Origin of the sequence: Bifidobacterium vansinderenii (assembly GCF_002234915.1) — a bacterium.
Classification (GTDB): Bacteria; Actinomycetota; Actinomycetes; order Actinomycetales; family Bifidobacteriaceae; genus Galliscardovia; species Galliscardovia vansinderenii.
Genome location: NZ_NEWD01000038.1, coordinates 116,233 through 132,248 on the forward strand (window position 1 = coordinate 116,233; position 16,016 = coordinate 132,248).

Annotated in this window: 14 protein-coding genes; 5 read left to right on the top strand and 9 right to left on the bottom strand. The window is 62.3% G+C overall.

Features of this window, described 5'->3' with window-relative positions:
• Nucleotides 1–54: 54 nt before the first annotated feature.
• A complete protein-coding gene (locus tag Tam10B_RS11365; protein ID WP_093961346.1) occupies nucleotides 55–1,518 on the bottom strand; it encodes a sensor histidine kinase in 1,464 nt (487 codons plus the stop codon).
• Between the two features lie 196 nt (nucleotides 1,519–1,714).
• Here Tam10B_RS11365 and Tam10B_RS11370 point away from each other — a divergent pair, with 196 nt between their 5' ends.
• Nucleotides 1,715–2,323, top strand: a complete 609-nt coding sequence (locus Tam10B_RS11370) for an Ltp family lipoprotein (RefSeq protein WP_198947597.1) — start codon at nucleotides 1,715–1,717, stop codon at nucleotides 2,321–2,323.
• A 336-nt stretch (nucleotides 2,324–2,659) separates the two neighbouring features.
• Here Tam10B_RS11370 and Tam10B_RS11375 read toward each other — a convergent pair whose 3' ends face one another.
• Entirely contained in the window at nucleotides 2,660–2,914 is a 255-nt protein-coding gene (locus Tam10B_RS11375; protein ID WP_143248646.1) for a hypothetical protein, read from the bottom strand.
• Between the two features lie 178 nt (nucleotides 2,915–3,092).
• Here Tam10B_RS11375 and Tam10B_RS11380 point away from each other — a divergent pair, with 178 nt between their 5' ends.
• The 3 genes from Tam10B_RS11380 (at nucleotide 3,093) to Tam10B_RS11390 (ending at nucleotide 5,848) form a co-directional block, all read left to right on the top strand.
• Nucleotides 3,093–3,812 carry a response regulator transcription factor gene (locus Tam10B_RS11380; protein WP_093961349.1) on the top strand — a complete coding sequence of 240 codons (720 nt, stop codon included), beginning with the start codon at nucleotides 3,093–3,095 and terminating at the stop codon, nucleotides 3,810–3,812.
• On the top strand, nucleotides 3,809–5,131 hold the full coding sequence (locus tag Tam10B_RS11385; protein ID WP_093961350.1) for a sensor histidine kinase: 1,323 nt from the start codon (nucleotides 3,809–3,811) through the stop codon (nucleotides 5,129–5,131). The genes Tam10B_RS11380 and Tam10B_RS11385 overlap by 4 nt, the downstream gene beginning before the upstream one ends.
• Before the next feature lie 102 nt (nucleotides 5,132–5,233).
• Entirely contained in the window at nucleotides 5,234–5,848 is a 615-nt protein-coding gene (locus Tam10B_RS11390) for an isochorismatase family protein (protein ID WP_093961351.1), read from the top strand.
• 697 nt (nucleotides 5,849–6,545) lie between these two features.
• On the opposite strand, the gene Tam10B_RS11400 is transcribed toward Tam10B_RS11390, so the two are convergent.
• Both Tam10B_RS11400 and Tam10B_RS11405 read right to left on the bottom strand, forming a co-directional pair.
• Complete coding sequence (locus tag Tam10B_RS11400) at nucleotides 6,546–7,490, bottom strand: DMT family transporter (protein ID WP_198947603.1); 945 nt, start codon at nucleotides 7,488–7,490, stop codon at nucleotides 6,546–6,548.
• Nucleotides 7,491–7,642: 152 nt separating this feature from the next.
• Entirely contained in the window at nucleotides 7,643–8,560 is a 918-nt protein-coding gene (locus Tam10B_RS11405) for a Bax inhibitor-1/YccA family protein (RefSeq protein ID WP_093961354.1), read from the bottom strand.
• A 225-nt stretch (nucleotides 8,561–8,785) separates the two neighbouring features.
• Here Tam10B_RS11405 and Tam10B_RS11410 point away from each other — a divergent pair, with 225 nt between their 5' ends.
• Complete coding sequence (locus Tam10B_RS11410) at nucleotides 8,786–9,604, top strand: aldo/keto reductase (RefSeq protein ID WP_093961355.1); 819 nt, start codon at nucleotides 8,786–8,788, stop codon at nucleotides 9,602–9,604.
• A gap of 156 nt (nucleotides 9,605–9,760) precedes the next feature.
• Here the strand turns inward: Tam10B_RS11410 and Tam10B_RS11415 are convergent, their stop codons facing one another.
• The 5 genes from Tam10B_RS11415 to Tam10B_RS11435 form a co-directional block, all read right to left on the bottom strand.
• Nucleotides 9,761–10,459, bottom strand: coding sequence for a GTP pyrophosphokinase (locus tag Tam10B_RS11415; protein WP_093961356.1), 699 nt, complete (start codon nucleotides 10,457–10,459; stop codon nucleotides 9,761–9,763).
• A 161-nt stretch (nucleotides 10,460–10,620) separates the two neighbouring features.
• Nucleotides 10,621–12,000 carry an MFS transporter gene (locus Tam10B_RS11420; RefSeq protein ID WP_093961357.1) on the bottom strand — a complete coding sequence of 460 codons (1,380 nt, stop codon included), beginning with the start codon at nucleotides 11,998–12,000 and terminating at the stop codon, nucleotides 10,621–10,623.
• 162 nt (nucleotides 12,001–12,162) lie between these two features.
• Entirely contained in the window at nucleotides 12,163–13,116 is a 954-nt protein-coding gene (locus Tam10B_RS11425) for a nucleoside hydrolase (protein ID WP_093961358.1), read from the bottom strand.
• Nucleotides 13,117–13,176: 60 nt separating this feature from the next.
• A complete protein-coding gene (locus Tam10B_RS11430; RefSeq protein WP_093961359.1) occupies nucleotides 13,177–14,508 on the bottom strand; it encodes a NupC/NupG family nucleoside CNT transporter in 1,332 nt (443 codons plus the stop codon).
• A 169-nt stretch (nucleotides 14,509–14,677) separates the two neighbouring features.
• Nucleotides 14,678–15,976 carry a pyrimidine-nucleoside phosphorylase gene (locus Tam10B_RS11435; protein ID WP_093961360.1) on the bottom strand — a complete coding sequence of 433 codons (1,299 nt, stop codon included), beginning with the start codon at nucleotides 15,974–15,976 and terminating at the stop codon, nucleotides 14,678–14,680.
• Between the last annotated feature and the right edge of the window lie 40 nt (nucleotides 15,977–16,016).

The window sequence follows — 16,016 nt, forward strand, 5'->3', positions numbered from 1 at the left end:
ACGATGACGATGGCGTGGGGGAGTGGGTGTCGGCGTTGGCTGAGGTCATGCCTCTCATCGTATCCGGTTGAATGGAAGACGGAAGTCAAGATGGAAATCATTGCGTTCGTCATACCCGTACTGGCAGTCTCCGCCGACGGCGAGAACGCGAGCCTTCAGTCCGGGCAGACCATTGCCCCCGCCTTTGTCTGCGTTGTTCCCGTCCTCTGCCATCGTGCCGTCGCCATGATCGATCAGACCGTCTCGCTCCATGCCGACCGGCACGGCGACGCCCGCGGTGTTGAACACGGTCGGATTGGTGAATCGCACGTTCACGCCGGTCCTCGGCTCGGCGGAGATCTCCAATGCGACACGCGCCCCCGGCGCATGCCGTCGCGCATTCGTCAGCCCTTCCTGAATGCCGCGAAACGCGATCTTGCCGATCTCCACGTCCAATAAGCCGAGCTCGCGAATGTCGATCCACGTGTCCAATGTCATCCCCGCATCACGCGCATCGTCGATTACCGCGTACAGCGCCTCACGAGTCAATGCGGTGTCGGAGTCCGGCATCAGCAACACCTGCGCCTGCTGCGGATGCCGTAGCATGTCGATGATGCTGTGCGCCTCGTCCAATGCCCCCGCAGCCTGTCGTCGAATGTCTCCGGCACGTTCGGCCAGCCGGACGAGATCCTGGCCTTCTTCCGCATTGGTATCCGTTCCCGCATACTTCGGATCCCGGCTCAGCTTCAATGCCTCCGCCTGCAGCGCACTCGCGTTCACCGCGATGAGCGACAGGCTGTGCGCCAGCGTATCGTGTGCCTCGGCCGCCACGGCATCCGCGAACCGTTGTGTGTTGAGATCGTTTTCCAATACATTCGCGCGGTTGCGTTCCACATCCATCCGTACGTCGGCGGCATGTGCGTACGCCCGACTGCGTAGGTGCAGGCCCGAGAGTATCGCCGCTGCGAATGTGCAGATCGACCAGACCACCGCCGCCACGACGATCGACGACAGATCCGAGTTCACCACGACCGGCACGCCGTCGACACCCGTACCGGGCTCCGCAAACAGACGATGCCACAGTGAATAATCCGCAGGACGGGCGATGTCCCGAGCGTGCGCCACGACCATTACGATCAGACTTGCGGCGGTACACGCGCCCAACGTCTTCCGGTCACTGCGCCGGGCCCACACCCCGCATAGTCCGAACAGGCTGACCGCGGGACTGAACGGCAGCAGCAGCACCGTCGCCGATGCCGCCAGTGACACCAGTTCGGGACGACGTTCGCGCCATCGCAGCATGATCGGCGTCACGAAGGCCAGCAGCAGTCCCACCGCGGTCCACAGATAGCCGAGCTGCATGCCCATGGCCTCGAAATACGACGACGTGTAGGCGTCCTCGGCAAGATTCATCATGATGGCGCAGACGATCATCACGACCGTCCATCGACGGCGGGCCGGAACCGGGCAGTCGGGGCGGGATTCGGATTCATGCCGGTCTGGATTCGTAGGAACTGCGGGAGGTGTCTGCGTCGTCATAATACCTGAAGCATACGGTCGCGCTCACGACAACGCCATTGTCCTCATCGGCACGATCAGCCTGTCCGAACGGGCAAGCAGAACGGTCCGTTCGGACACTGACGGGACTTTGCCGATTCCCGTACGGTTGTCCTCGTAAACGATCGCTCGTCGACGACCATGACGCTCGCCGACGCATTCGGAAGAGAGGCACATCATGACCCAGCCCACCCAAGGAAGCCCCCAACCGGCACAGCCACAGCAGCCCGTTCCCCAGATGACTCCGCAGCAGATGCCACCGCTCCAGCAGCCGCCGCAGCCGAAGAAGAAGCCGATCTTCAAACGCTGGTGGTTCTGGGTGCTTATCGTGATCGTGCTGATCATCGGCATCAGCAACATGAATGGCGGCAGCTCGTCAAACTCCGATACGAACAGCACATCACAGTCGCAGTCGGCACAGTCCGGTTCCGCATCAAGCGGCGGCGCCGCCGAACAGAAAAAGAGCGAGGAGCCGTCCGTACCCGCCGACTACAAGTCCGCGCTCCGTCAGGCGGAAAGCTATGCGAACACCATGCACATGTCCAAGCAGGGCGTGTACGACCAGCTGACCAGCGAATACGGCGGTCAGTTCTCCGCCGAGGCTGCGCAGTACGCCGTGGACAATGTCAAGGCCGATTGGAATGCGAACGCGCTCGCCAAGGCCAAGGACTATCAGAAGAGCATGGCGATGTCTCCCGAGGCGATCCGCGACCAGCTGACCAGCGAATACGGTGAAAAGTTCACCGCAGACGAAGCCAACTACGCCGTCGAACACCTCAACGATTAATAGGATCGAGGCGAAAGCCCGAGAAATCAAGAGATTCTGCCGGAACACCGTTCAATGGGTTCCGGCAGAATCAGGTGTGTGTTCCCTCCCTCAGTCACGCTTTGCGTGACAGCTCCCTCCCCCGGAGGGAGCACGCTAGTGTTGAGCATGTGCGCGCCCTCCACGAAAGGGAGATGAGGTACGGCCCTTGCTGCGTGGCACGTTCAGACACCCATGTGCTCCCTCCGAGGGAGGGAGCTGGCCGACGCAGTCGGGCTGAGGGAGGGCTCCGCTCCCCGCAGCCCTGTACCTACGGTTATCAAACCATCGGAAAGAAGCTCAGTCCATCCAACCGCATCACCCGCGTTCACCGCCGAACTGACGCCACAGCCCATCAACGACGATGGGCAGCAGCGTAAGCACCGTGGTGATCCAATACATGAGATCGCCAAACGTAACGCCGGCGAACACCACGCGGCTCATCACCGGGTCCGCCGCACAGATATAGATGGCGCCGGTCAGGCACGCCACCGTCCAGCACACCGCATAGCAGATGATGCGCGCCCTCACGCTCTTCGGATACGGCTTCAGCATCGCTCTCACACCCATCATGCACCTCGCTTTCACGACCATGGACCCGCCCATGGTCCAACCGACGGGAACCACGAAAAATCAGCGGTTCCTCCGTCCTCTACGGTCATTGTAGAAAGCGCCGTTCCACGAACCCAACGACGTAGACGTTCGTCCATGGCGTTCGACATCAGATGTCCGTCCGGCATATGGTGAAGGCATGAACGGACGACAGAACACGAAACGACGCATTGCCATAGTCGACAATGACGTCCTCGCCCTCACCGCACTGCGGGCGCTCATCGAACAGCAGCTGCCGCAAAGCACGGTGATCTGGACCACCGACGACGGACAGACGGCGGTGGACCGTTGCCTGAACGAGCCGACCCGACCGGATCTGCTGCTCGTCGACATGTCGATGGAGCGCATGTCCGGAATCACCGTCTGCCGTCGCATCCGCACCGGCACCCCCGACGTGAAGCTGCTCGCGGTCACCTCGTTCACCGTGGACACCTACGCCGCCGCGGCGGCCTCCGCTGGCGCGCAGGGCATCGTGGGCAAGGCGGACGTATCCAAACTGTGCCAGGCCGTCGAAACGGTGCTGGACGGCGGAACCTGTTGCAGCGCCCTCCCCGCAGTCTCATCCGAGGAAACCGGCGTTCCGCCCGTGCCGTTCCAAACCGCGCAACAGGCATACGAACGACTGGATGGGGGAGGCGCCTGCAGTGGAACAGGACGTGACAGCCACGCCCTATCCGCTCAGGAGACAACCATCATGGATCTCTGCTGCAGCGGACTGGACTTCACCGAAATCGCCGAACGACTCACCATATCGCCATCCACGGTACGTACGCACATCGGGCACATCAAAACCAAACTGGGCGCCCGCAACCTCAGCCAGGCGGTTGTACGCTGGATGACGGGAAAGGGGCAGCTATGAACACGCTCGCCAGCCGACTGCATCAGTGGTATCACACCCATCCCTGGCGAATCCTCATCACCGTGGCCGCTTTCGCCGTCACGCTGATCGAATTCGCACTCATGCCTATTCCCCACGGGCCCATCGCCGACGGGCTGGTCCCGTTCCTGCTGATTTGCTACGCGTACGCCGTGGCATCCATGGCATGGCATCCCCGTGTGGGCGGCATTCTCACGTCTGTCCTCTACATCATGATCGCCCAGCTGCGCAACTGGTGCGACGTGGACCTGGGCATTCTCCCGTTCGTCCCCGGCGTCATGCTGGCCCTCGCCCTGATGGTGTACGAATACACGCCTACCCTGCGCAGCCGCGTGCAGGAATGGCGGGACGAAGGCATCCTGCACGTCCTGTTCTGGACGCTTGGCCTGATCTACCCGGTGGCGCTCGCCATCTACGTGCTGGTGTCCACGTTCGGCTACTACATGCACGGATGGATGGACATGTCCGCCGCGGCATGGCTGTCGTCGATCGGCATCGCGGCGCAGATGGCCCTCGCACCGTTGACCGCATACGCGCTGCTCTGCCGAAGCCGGGCGCAGCAGGCCGTCGAGGAGACGTCCCGACTGCGCGACCGTGAACGGGAATTCAAGGCACGCGAACGCGATCTGGCGCTCGCCGGCAGCATTCACGACGCGGTCACCAACGAACTGTCGTCGATCGCGCTGGTCGCCGGTCGCAAGGCGCGTTCGGAGGGACTGCCGGACGAGGAACGCGAGACATATGACGGTCTGTACCGTCAGTCGCTGCACGCACTGGACGAACTGCACAAAGTCATTGACGTGCTTCGTGTACCAGCCGTGAACGGTCCGTCGGACAGCACCGGGCCGGCGTCATCGGCGGCGTCCGAAACCGCGGACGGAGACGCATGCAATACGAACGATGGACCGACCGTGATCCGCGCGGCACTTGACGGGATCGACCGCCAGCTGCATCGGGTCGGATTCGACGGGGCTGGCACGCTGACCGTTGGCGGGAACGCTCCGAAGACTCTCTCCCAAGTCGTCGTGGACGCCACGTGTTCATTGCTGCGCGAGATCTGCACGAACGTCATGCGTCATGCTGATCCGACTCAGCCGTACATGATCGCCGTGCGCATCGACGGTCATGCGATCACGGTCACCGAAACGAACTCGTGCGCGGCCGACGAGTCGTGGCGCGGCCGGGCCGGGGGCGTAGGACTCGCGGCGCAACGGTCACGGATCGAATCCCTGGGCGGAGTCATGCGCACGACACGACAGGACGATTCCTGGATCATCCACGTGGAACTGCCCATCGGATAGCCGATCGGATGATTCTCACGGTATCGGCGTCGATGCCTTTATCGTCCGGCGCCATCATGGCAGAATGGGAGGCGACCCAACCGGCCCATTCAGGAGGCAATCATGACCAGGGCATTGATCATCGTCGACGTGCAACCCACATTCTGCGAAGGCGGCGAGCTCGGTGTGAACGGCGGCAACGCGGTCGCCGAGCGCATCGCCGACTATGTGCGTGCGCATCGCGGCGAATACGCCTATATCGCCACCACACAGGACTGGCATATCGTGCCGGGCGATCATTTCTCCGCCCATCCCGATTTCGTGGACTCCTGGCCGCAGCATGGCGTGGCCGGCACCGCGAACGCGCAGTTGCATCCTGCCATCGCCGCGTTGAACGTCGCCCATCACTTCAAGAAGGGCCAGTATGCCGCCGCATATTCGGGCTTCGAGGGCATCGAGGACAACAGCGATCGGCAGCAGTCCCGCGCCGAGGTGCGCATCGCCACGGAGGAGGGGCATACGCTGGTCAACGCGCTGCGAAAGGCCGAGGTGACCGATGTGGATGTGGTCGGCATCGCCGAGTCGCACTGCGTCAAGGAGACGGCGTTGGATGCCGTGAAGTTCGGATTCCATGTTCGTGTGTTCACCGATCTCACCGTCCCGGTGAGCCCCGAGCTCGGCGAGCAGGCCCGTAGTGAGATGATCGCCGCCGGCGTGACGCTGGAGCCATCCCGCTGACCGTCGATCACGGCCGTTGGCCGTGGGGATGTGGTGAATGTGCCCGGCGGACGATTTGCTGATCGTCCGCCGGGCACATTCGTATGTTCGACAAAACAACATTCTCGATGTGAACGTGAACAAGAGGATCGGCAGGCGGCTGCATGGGGAGAAACGACCGGTGCTCGCAAGATAGGGGGTATCGATGCACTGCCCTCGATGAGACGACACGACACGCCAATGGTGTTCATTACCTCACGTTTTTGGACTCGTAACTGTACCGGAGGGGGCATGTGGTCTATTGTCGAATAGAGAAGGGGCAGTGAACGGCGCATGGCAGCGACATTCAGCGTCTTCGGAGAGAAACGAAACAATGAACAGGTTAACCACAGGAACAAGGGGGTCCTTGATATGACAAGTCAGCAATGCGCCATAATCGGGTGCGATAGACAGGCGGAAGCCAACGGGATGTGCGAAATGCACTTCACCCGCGCACTCGTGTATGGCCAGGTAAGGACCCCGCAGCACAAGGCCGTCCTCGGTTCGACGATGGCGAAGGCACACTGCCCGGCCTGATCGAGAACTCGGATCCGCGACACATCGTAAATCTACGATGCCCGACACAGTGGGGGATGATCGACTATGACGTCGAACATCCCCCACTCGCATATTCGAATACATTCATTATTCATTCATCAAACGATTGTCTGAATCTGTCTTAATTTCGACGGTGCCGTCGCTCAAGCAGTCGCTTGGGCAACGACGCCGGCATCTGCGCCAGCAGCGTGCCGATGAAGATCAGCGCACAACCCCAGTAGGCGCGTCCGGTCATCACCTCGCCGAGGATGATCGCCCCGCCCACCACGGAGAAGAACGATTCCAACGACATGATCAACGACGCCTGCGTGGGCGGCACCCACTGTTGCCCCACCACCTGCAGTGTATAGGCGATGCCCACCGAGCCGATGCCGGCATACAGGATCGGCAGCCAGCCGGAGGCCGCGCCCGCCCAATCGATGGAACCGTCGATCAGGGAACCGACCCAGCTGAATACGGCGGACACGACGAACTGACAGAACGACAGGCGGATCGGATCCACCGCGGCACCCATCGTATCGATCACCAGAATATGGGCGGCGAACAGCACGGCGCAGCCGAACAGAATAAGGTCGGCGCCGCTGATCGATCCGAATCCGCCGGTGATGCACAGCAGATAGAAGCCGATCACGGCGATGATCACGCTGACCACCGTGACGAACGTGATGCGTCGCCGGAGAAACACCCAGGCCAGCAGTGGCACGATCACGATATACAACGCCGTGATGAACCCGGCACGTCCGGCCTCGCGCCCCCACAGCACGCCGTATTGCTGCAAAGTGCTTGCCGTGAACAACACCACGCCGCAGACTCCTCCCACCAGCAGCGTGCGCGTCCACCCGACGGACACGTCGCCATGCGCGTCGCCCGTTTCGGCGCGCACGTCCGGAACGGAGCCTGTTCGATTCCGCGCTCGCGACTGAACCAGCAGGATCGGAACCAACGACAGTGCGCCCAGTGTGAACCTGGTGGCATTGAAGAAGAAGGGGGATACGGAATCCATGCCCTGCACCTGGGCCACGAACGAAAACCCCCAGATCAGGGCCGTCAACAGCAGGCAGACGATGCCGCCCAATTCTTTCCTCTGCACGTGGCATAACCTAACCGTCCCGGGTAACGGAAAACCCGCCCGTCTCGTATGCCGAAACGGGCGGGTTCGCCTATCCGAGTCCGAACCGCCGATCGCCGCTATGGCGAATCGACGTCGGGTTGCCACAGTTACTCGCGCGAGCCGAGCAGCTGCAGTAGGTTGAGGAAGAAGTTGATGAAATCGAGATACAGATTCAGCGCGCACAGGATCGACACGCGCTTGATCATCGTCGCATCCCCGGCATACTGCTGGAACAGCGCACGCGTGAACTGCGCGTCATACGCCGTCAGACCGGCGAAGATCACCAGGGCGATCGCCGAGATCACCATCGTCGCAGTCTGACCGGGCATGACGAACATCATGATCAGCTCAGCCACGATCAGTACGATCAGCGCCACCATGAGAATCGGCCCCGCCTTGAGCAGATCCGCCTTCGTGGTGAGCGCGACCATCGTCAGGCACAGGAAGAATCCGGCAGTCATCGCCAACACCAGCACGATGCTGCCCAAGGAATACACGGCGAAGATCGAACTCAGCGTGAATCCCATCAACGCCGCATACACGTAGAACATCACGCGTGCGGTGGTCGGATTCATCGACATCACCTTCCAGCCGAGCACCACGGCCAGACCCACCTGCACGATGGCCAGACCGATCAGGCCGACCGAACCGAACGCCATCAGGAACGCATACAGCAGACCCGTGGCCTGGGTAAGCAGCGCCACCACCGCGGTGACCAGCAGACCGGCGGTCATCTCGCCATACGCCTTTGCCGTGGATACGCGAGTGGCCTTCAGATAGTTCTCCTGCGTGTACGTGGCCTGCGCGTCCATCACCGGCTGGCCGTAGGCGGCGGTCCCATAGCCGTTCTGCGCATACTGCGGCTGACCATACGGATTGTTCTGCTGGCCATACTGGGGCTGTGAATACTGCGGTTGACCGTACTGCGGCTGCTGATAGTTCTGCTGCGCATACGGCTGCTGCCCATACGGATTCTGCGCGTTGTTGAATTGATTTCGGGGCTGGCCATTATTACCAAATGCCATGATCGCTCCTTCTATGCATCATTGCCGCCAGTCTATGGAAGTCACCTGAAGGCTTGCTGAACACTAGGGGGCAATTACGCTGAGAACGATAACAGTCGGCGTGGTGACTCGACGCAACGGCCGCACCTGCGCGCAAGACAGTAGGATGGAACGCGAATCAGGCCGATTCGGTGCATGCCGTGCGATCCTCGTGCAAGCACCCCGGCACGAAATCAAGGAGGATTCATGGACTTCATCACACTCAACAACGCCGTGACCATCCCGCAGCTGGGACTCGGCGTCTTCCAGACCCCCGAGGGCGAACAGACCGAAAACGCAGTGCGCTGGGCGCTCGCCAACGGCTACCGCCACATCGACACCGCCAAGGTCTACGGCAACGAGGATTCGGTGGGCAAGGCTATCGCCGAATCCGACGTGGACCGCAAGGACATCTTCCTGACCACCAAGCTGTGGAACGAGGACATTCGCCAGCACCGCGCCAAGGAGGCGTTCGAGGAAAGCCTCGCGCGCCTGGGCACCGACTACGTCGACCTCTACCTGATCCATTGGCCCGCCGACGGCTGGCAGGATGCGTGGCAGGCCATGGTCGACCTGTACCATGAAGGCCGCATCCGCGCCATCGGCGTGAGCAACTTCCAGATCCACCATCTCGAAGAGCTCGCCGGCATCAGCGATGTCGTGCCCGCAGCCAACCAGATCGAATCCTCGCCGGACTTCCCGAACGACGACGTCATCGACTACTGCAAGAAGCATGGCATCACAGTCGAGGCGTGGAGCCCGCTCGGCGGCACCGGCGGCGGTCTGCTGAAGAATCCGGCGCTCGCCGAGATCGGCGCCAAGTACGGCAAGTCCGCGGCGCAGGTGGTCATCCGCTGGCATCTGCAGCGCGGCGTGGTGGTGATTCCCAAGTCCGTGCATGAGAATCGCATCCGTCAGAACATCGACGTGTTCGACTTCACACTGACCGATGAGGACATGGCCGCCGTCGAAGCGGCCGGCAGCGGCGTGCGAAACGGCGCCAATCCCGACACCTTCGACTTCTGATCGGTTCCGCCGCATCGACGTCACTGCCGATGTCGGTACGGCGGAATGTGGAATGTGGCGGTGCACGCGTGTGTCATCAAGGCGCGGACGGTGAAGACGTACGGACGGTACGTCGAACCGGCCGCAACGCCGGTGACACTCCGTGCATCACCGCATTCAGCCGAGCTCCTGATGGATCTGCTGCATGCGATCTTCGATGTCCGCAAGCTGACGCGCGCACTCCTTCAACGTTTCGTAGTGCTTCTCGCGCTCGTCGTCCTCGATGCTGTTCTTGTATCGCAGACGGTGCTCCAGGCTGGCCCAGTAGTCCATGGCGCTGGTGCGGAACTGCACCTCGACGGGCGTGGGATGCGGGCCGTCCGACAGGAACACCGGCACCTGGTAGATCACGTGGAGGCTGCGGTAGCCGTTGGGCTTGGGATTGCGGATGTAGTCCTTGATGCGGATCACCTCGATGTCGGACTGCTCCGACAGCGTGTTCGCCACGGCGTACACGTCGGTCACGTAGTTGCAGATCACGCGGATGCCGGCGATATCGTACAGGTTCTGCCGGATCGATTCCACGGTGAGCGGCAGTCCGCGTTTACGCAGCTTGCCGATGGTGGAATCGATGCTTTTGAGTCGGCACTCCATGTGATGGATCGGATTATGACGGTTCTTCAGCTGGAACTCGTCATCGAGGTTCTCCAGCTTCGTGCCGATCTCGCGCATGGCGCCGGAGTAGATCTGTTCGAGCTCCGCGTATGCCACGATCTGCGATCCCTGGAATACGTCAGTGCCGATATCGGTGGAGATCTGCTCCACTTTGGAACGGATCTCGGGGACGTTGAAGCGCTGTTTGCGTTCGAGCATCATGGGAACTGTTCTCCTTGCTAAAACCGAGGGTAGCGTAGCAAAGGTTCCGGGGAATTTGCTGAAAAATCCTCCCCGAATCCGATCGACATGACCTGTTTCGGAGAGGATCAACGGTGGTTTGGCCGACGCCGATGAACCGAGGAACGCCGACGATGACGGAATCAGCGCTTCCCGGCGATCGCCTTGCGGAAGACTAGGAACCAGACGACTCCGAACACCATGATCGCCGCATAGATGAGCAGCAGGTTGGACGCGTTCGCCGCCGCTCCGGTGGCGCCGATCAGGCTGCCCGATGCGAACGGCTGCGTGACGATCGGACCGCCGAACACGGCGATGCCGATGGAGCCGGCTCCCTGCATGGCCAGATCGTTGAGACCCACGCCGCGTCCGGACTGCTCGGGGGTGAGCGTACCAAGCACCGTGTCCACCGTGGGGGAGTACAGCATGGCCATGCCTCCGTAGAACAAGCACATCGTCACGGCCACGGCCACCGGTCCGAGTCCCAGACAGAACGCGCCGCCGAGCATGCCGAGCCCCATGAGCGTGCCGCCGGTGAGGATGGCGTGTTCGCGACCGATCGCCTTGGCGATCCTGCCGGAGCAGGTGCCGGAGATCGTAGCGAGGATCAGTGCGGGCAGCAGCATCAGCGAGATCTGCGAGCTGGTCATGCCGTAGACCTCGGATCCGAATGCGTTGACCAGCGGGGTGATCGAGAAGTTGATGAAGTAGAAGATCACGATCAGCATGATCGACTTGATCCACCGGGCGTTATGGAAGAAGTCCGGCGTGATGAACGGATCCTTCGCCCTGGAGATATAGATGGCGAACAGGATGAAGAACGCCAGCGATGCCACGATCATCCACCACTGCAGCATGGAGAAGAACAGGGTGAGCATCAGCACCGCCACGCCGAAGATTGCGAAGCCGGGTACGTCCACGTTGCCGTGGCCGCCGCGGGAGGAGGGAAGGTCTCGGACCAGCGGCACGAGCACCAGCAGCGACAGCAGCGGGATGAGGAACAGATACGACCAGTCGATGGAGACGAACAGGCCGCCGGACAGCACGCCGATGGCAGTGGCCAGCTGATAGTCGGCGGTGAACAGACCGAAGTAGAGCAGTTTCTCCTCCGGCTTCAGGTATTTCGCCACGATGACCAGATACGCCGAGCCGGCTGCCTGGAAGCCGATGGTCTGGATGATGCGGAAGCCGATCACCAGCGGCAGGCTGCCGTGCAGCAGGAACCCCAGCACGGATCCGGCGCACAGCAGCGCCAGCCCGAACAGGGTGATGCGCTTGAGCGACAGGAAGTCGCCGAGCGAGCCGTAGATGAAGCAGACGATGCCCAGCACCACGCCGGGGATGGCTGTGATCAGCGAGGCCTGGTCGGGGGCGCCCAGATCGGCGCCGATGTGCTGGAACACCAGATTGAACGCCTGCAGGCACACCGTGCCCAGCAGATAGATGACCAGCAGGGGGATGAGGGTGCGACGGGCCTTGGCGGCGACGTCGTTGATGTCATGAGTGGTTCCATGAGTAGTCATGAACGGTCCTTGTCTTGGATTTCTTCGGTGAAATTCGACTCAGGCTTATGCGGGGGAGCCGGAGGGCCGCGTACATATAATGATGCCCCGCGTCTTCGACAGGAGAGCGGGGCATCGGAGATGGATCCGGCGGATCGTGTGCCACGTCCGCCGGAAGCCGGATCACGCCTTGGCGAGACCGGTGATGCGGGTCATGAACTCGTTCAGGAAGCGGGGCACGTCCACGCCCACCGCCACCTGCATGGTCTTGACCGGATCGTTGAGACGGTCGTTGTCACCGATGGTGCGACCGCGGGTCGGGCCATCCACGTCGACCTTCATGTTGATCTTCAGCGTGCTCACCAGGGTCGGGTCAACGGCCACGCCCACGGCGAGCGGGTCGTGCAGGCCGCATCCGCCGAGCTTCGGTGCCGTGGTCTCATAGGCCTTGATGTAGTAGTCGGTCATGTCGGCGAGGAAACGACCGGCCGGGGTTCCCAGCTCGCGCCAGGTGGCGGTCTCCTTGTACGTCAGCAGCGTCTGCAGCGTCACGTCAAGGCCGACCATGGTCACCGGGGCGCCCGAGCGGAACAGCTCGTCCGCGGCGTCGGGATCCTGCGAGATGTTCGCCTCCTGCCACGGATCGACGTTGCCGCACACCGTCAGCGCGCCACCCATGAGCACGATCTTGCCGATCTCGTCCTTGATCTCCGGGGCCTTGGCCAGCGCGGCGGCGATGTTGGTCATCGGGCCGGTGGGCACGTAGACCAGATCCTTGCCGTAGGTCTTGACCGCATCGATGATGAAGTCCACCGCGGAGCCGGACTCGGGGGAGCGGCTCGAATCGGGGATCTCCACGTCACCGATGCCGTTCTGACCGTGGATGAACGCCGAGACGGGAAGCACCTCGAACGAGTCCTTGCGGCTGGCGTGCGGCAGACCGGCATACACCGGCACCTCGGGATGGCCGAACAGATCGGTCACGGCCAGGGCGTTGCGCACGCCCTGCTCTACCAGCACGTTGCCGTAGGTGCCGGTGATGCCGATCAGCTCCACCTCGGGGCTGCCCAGCGCGTAGGCGATGGCGAGCGTGTCGTCGATGCCGGTGTCGAGATCCAGAATCATCTTCTTGCTCATATTGCGCTCCTTACCAGGGCGGCGGCCCGAAGACCGCCGCGAATCATTGGATTGTCGGGATTACCAGACGAACAGGCCGACCATGGCGGCGGACAGCAGGGAGACCAGGATACCGGAGAGCAGCATGCGGCCGACCTGCTTGGAGATGGCGTCGTTCTTCTCCTTGTCCACGATGCCCTTGAAGCAGCCGATGACCATGCCCAGGGTGGAGAAGTTGGCGAAGGAGGTGATGAACACCGTGAGCACGGCCTTGTAGTGGGCCGCGTAGGAGGCGACCTCGCCGGTGATCTGGCCCATGACGACGAACTCGTTGGTCACGAGCTTGAGGCCCATGAGCTGCGAGAAGTCCCAGGCGGTGGCCGGATCCAGACCCATGAGCCATGCCGGGATGTACATGACCACACCGAGGATGGACTCGAGCGACAGCTTGTCCCAGATCATGCCCAGGAAGGCGTCGATCAGACCGGCCAGGGCCACGAAGGCGATCACGTTGGCGGTGATGATGAGGATCAGCTTGCCGGCGCCCAGGATCGAGTCGCCCAGGAAGGAGAAGAACGGCTCCTTCTTCGGAGCGGCCGGATCGTGCTTGTAGATCTTCTTGTACCAGGGCAGGGCGTTGTACTCGGCCACGGCCTTGTCCTGCTCCTTCTGCTCGGCCTCGGTCAGCTCCGGAACGTCACCCTCGGAGGCGGGATCGCCCAGCGTGTAGATGACGTCCTCGTCCTTGGTGACGGCCACCGGGTAGAGCATGTGGCTGACGATCAGGGCGTTGATGCAGTTCAGCGGGATAGCGGTGATCACGAACTCGCCGGGGACCATCTGGATGTAGGAGCCGATGATGGCGGCGGTCACGCAGCTCATCGACATCATGGCCAGCGTCACGTTACGGCCGGCCTTCATGCGCTGCAGCTGGATCTTGGAGACGGCCAGGGCCTCGGTGTTGCCCAGGAACATCATCTCGACTGCGTAGAAGGTCTCGAACTTCGGACGGCGGGTGATGAAGCTCAGACCGCGGCCGATCCACTTGATGATCCACGGCAGGAAGCCGATGTAGGTGAGGATATCGAACAGCGGCACGATGAGCAGGATCGGCAGCAGCGCGCTGACGATGAAGTTCACCGGGGCGGGGTCGGTACCGTTGGCGCCCACCCAGTTGGCCACGGCGAAGTTGATGCCCTTGTACGAGATGTTGACGATCCATGCGAATCCGTCGGCCGCGGCCTTGACGGCGTCACGACCCCACTCGAAGCTGGTCAGCAGCCAGGTGATGGCGAGGTTCAGCACCACCATGCATCCGACGGACTTCCAGTCGATGCCCTTCCGGTTGTGGGAGAACACCCAACCCAGGGCCAGGAAGACCAGCAGGCCCAGAATGTTTACGGCTAAATACATGTTTGTTCCTTCTTTCCTTATGCCGGGAGATGGCCGATCTCACGGTCTTGGTGCGCGGCATGGCATGCCACGGCCGACCTCTCTCTCCGGTACGTGTCCCAGCGTACTCTGCGGGGCGCCGGATTCAGTGGATATCCGGGAGCCCGGTGCCCCGCATACTCGGATGCGCTCAGACGATGACCTGATGGATCAGCGTGATCGGCTCGGCGTGGTCGCCTATGACGATGTTGTCGAGGATCAGCCGCTTCACGTCCTCCACGTCCTCGCGGTTGGCGTGAATGGTCAGCAGACGGTCGCCGGTCTTCACCGTATCGCCCACCTTGCGGTCTAGCGTCAGACCCACCGCGTAGTCGAGCTTGTCGTCCTTGGTGGCGCGGCCGCCGCCGAGCATCATCGAGGCGATGCCCATCTCGTCGGCCTTCATCGAGGCGATGACGCCGTCGGATTCGGCGAGCACCGGAATGTGGTACCTCGCCTGCGGCAGGATCGTCGGATCGTCGATCACCCGGCCGTCGCCGCCCTGCGCCTCGACCATCATGCGGAAGCGTTCCAGCGCCTTGCCGTTGGCGATGTTCTCCTCCAGCATGCCGCGGGCCTCGTCGAGGGTCTGGGCCTTGCCGGCCATCACCGTCATCTGGCTGCCGATGGTGAGCACGATGTCGAGCAGATCATCGGGCCCCTCACCCTTGAGCAGGGCGATGGACTCCTCGATCTCCAGCGCGTTGCCGATCGCCCGGCCGAGCGGCTGGTTCATGTCGGAGATCACGGCCATGGCGTTCATGCCCACGCCCTTGCCGATGTTCACCAGCGCGTGGGCGAGCGCCACAGCGTCCTCCTCGCGCTTCATGAACGCGCCGGAACCGGTCTTGACGTCCATGACCAGTGCGTCGGTGCCGCTGGCGATCTTCTTGCTCATGATCGATCCGGCGATTAGCGGGATCGAGTCGATGGTGTCGGTCACGTCACGCAGCGCGTAGATCTTCTTGTCGGCGGGCGCGATGTTGCCGGTGGCTCCGGAGATGATGCACCCCACGTCGCGCAGCTGCTTCTTGAACGCGTCCTCGCCGATCTCCACGGTGTATCCGGGGATGGCTTCGAGCTTGTCGAGCGTGCCGCCGGTATGGCCCAGTCCGCGTCCCGAGATCATCGGCACGACGATGCCCAGCGAGGCGACCAGCGGGGCGAGCGGGATGCTCACCTTGTCGCCCACGCCGCCGGTGGAGTGCTTGTCCACCTTGACGTCGGGGATGTCGGACAGGTCGAGACGGTCTCCCGAATGCAGCATGTCCATGGTCAGATTGCGCGTCTCCTCGTCGCTCATGCCGTTGAACCAGATGGCCATGAGCAGGGCGCTCGCCTGATAGTCGGGGATGTCGCCGGCGGTGTAGCCGTCGACGAAGAACTTGATCTGCTCGGCGGTCAGTTCGCCGCCGTTGCGCTTGACGTCGATGACGTCGACCATACGCATGATTGTGACTCCTTTGTCGGTTGGTTTGAAAGAACGGATG

Excerpts from the sequence above, each read along its gene's own strand:
- Tam10B_RS11365 (WP_093961346.1), bottom strand. The coding sequence starts at position 1,518 with ATGACGACGCAGACACCTCCCGCAGTTCCTACGAATCCAGACCGGCAT.
- Tam10B_RS11370 (WP_198947597.1), top strand. The coding sequence starts at position 1,715 with ATGACCCAGCCCACCCAAGGAAGCCCCCAACCGGCACAGCCACAGCAG.
- Tam10B_RS11375 (WP_143248646.1), bottom strand. The coding sequence starts at position 2,914 with ATGATGGGTGTGAGAGCGATGCTGAAGCCGTATCCGAAGAGCGTGAGG.
- Tam10B_RS11380 (WP_093961349.1), top strand. The coding sequence starts at position 3,093 with ATGAACGGACGACAGAACACGAAACGACGCATTGCCATAGTCGACAAT.
- Tam10B_RS11385 (WP_093961350.1), top strand. The coding sequence starts at position 3,809 with ATGAACACGCTCGCCAGCCGACTGCATCAGTGGTATCACACCCATCCC.
- Tam10B_RS11390 (WP_093961351.1), top strand. The coding sequence starts at position 5,234 with ATGACCAGGGCATTGATCATCGTCGACGTGCAACCCACATTCTGCGAA.
- Tam10B_RS11405 (WP_093961354.1), bottom strand. The coding sequence starts at position 8,560 with ATGGCATTTGGTAATAATGGCCAGCCCCGAAATCAATTCAACAACGCG.
- Tam10B_RS11410 (WP_093961355.1), top strand. The coding sequence starts at position 8,786 with ATGGACTTCATCACACTCAACAACGCCGTGACCATCCCGCAGCTGGGA.
- Tam10B_RS11415 (WP_093961356.1), bottom strand. The coding sequence starts at position 10,459 with ATGATGCTCGAACGCAAACAGCGCTTCAACGTCCCCGAGATCCGTTCC.
- Tam10B_RS11420 (WP_093961357.1), bottom strand. The coding sequence starts at position 12,000 with ATGACTACTCATGGAACCACTCATGACATCAACGACGTCGCCGCCAAG.
- Tam10B_RS11425 (WP_093961358.1), bottom strand. The coding sequence starts at position 13,116 with ATGAGCAAGAAGATGATTCTGGATCTCGACACCGGCATCGACGACACG.
- Tam10B_RS11430 (WP_093961359.1), bottom strand. The coding sequence starts at position 14,508 with ATGTATTTAGCCGTAAACATTCTGGGCCTGCTGGTCTTCCTGGCCCTG.
- Tam10B_RS11435 (WP_093961360.1), bottom strand. The coding sequence starts at position 15,976 with ATGCGTATGGTCGACGTCATCGACGTCAAGCGCAACGGCGGCGAACTG.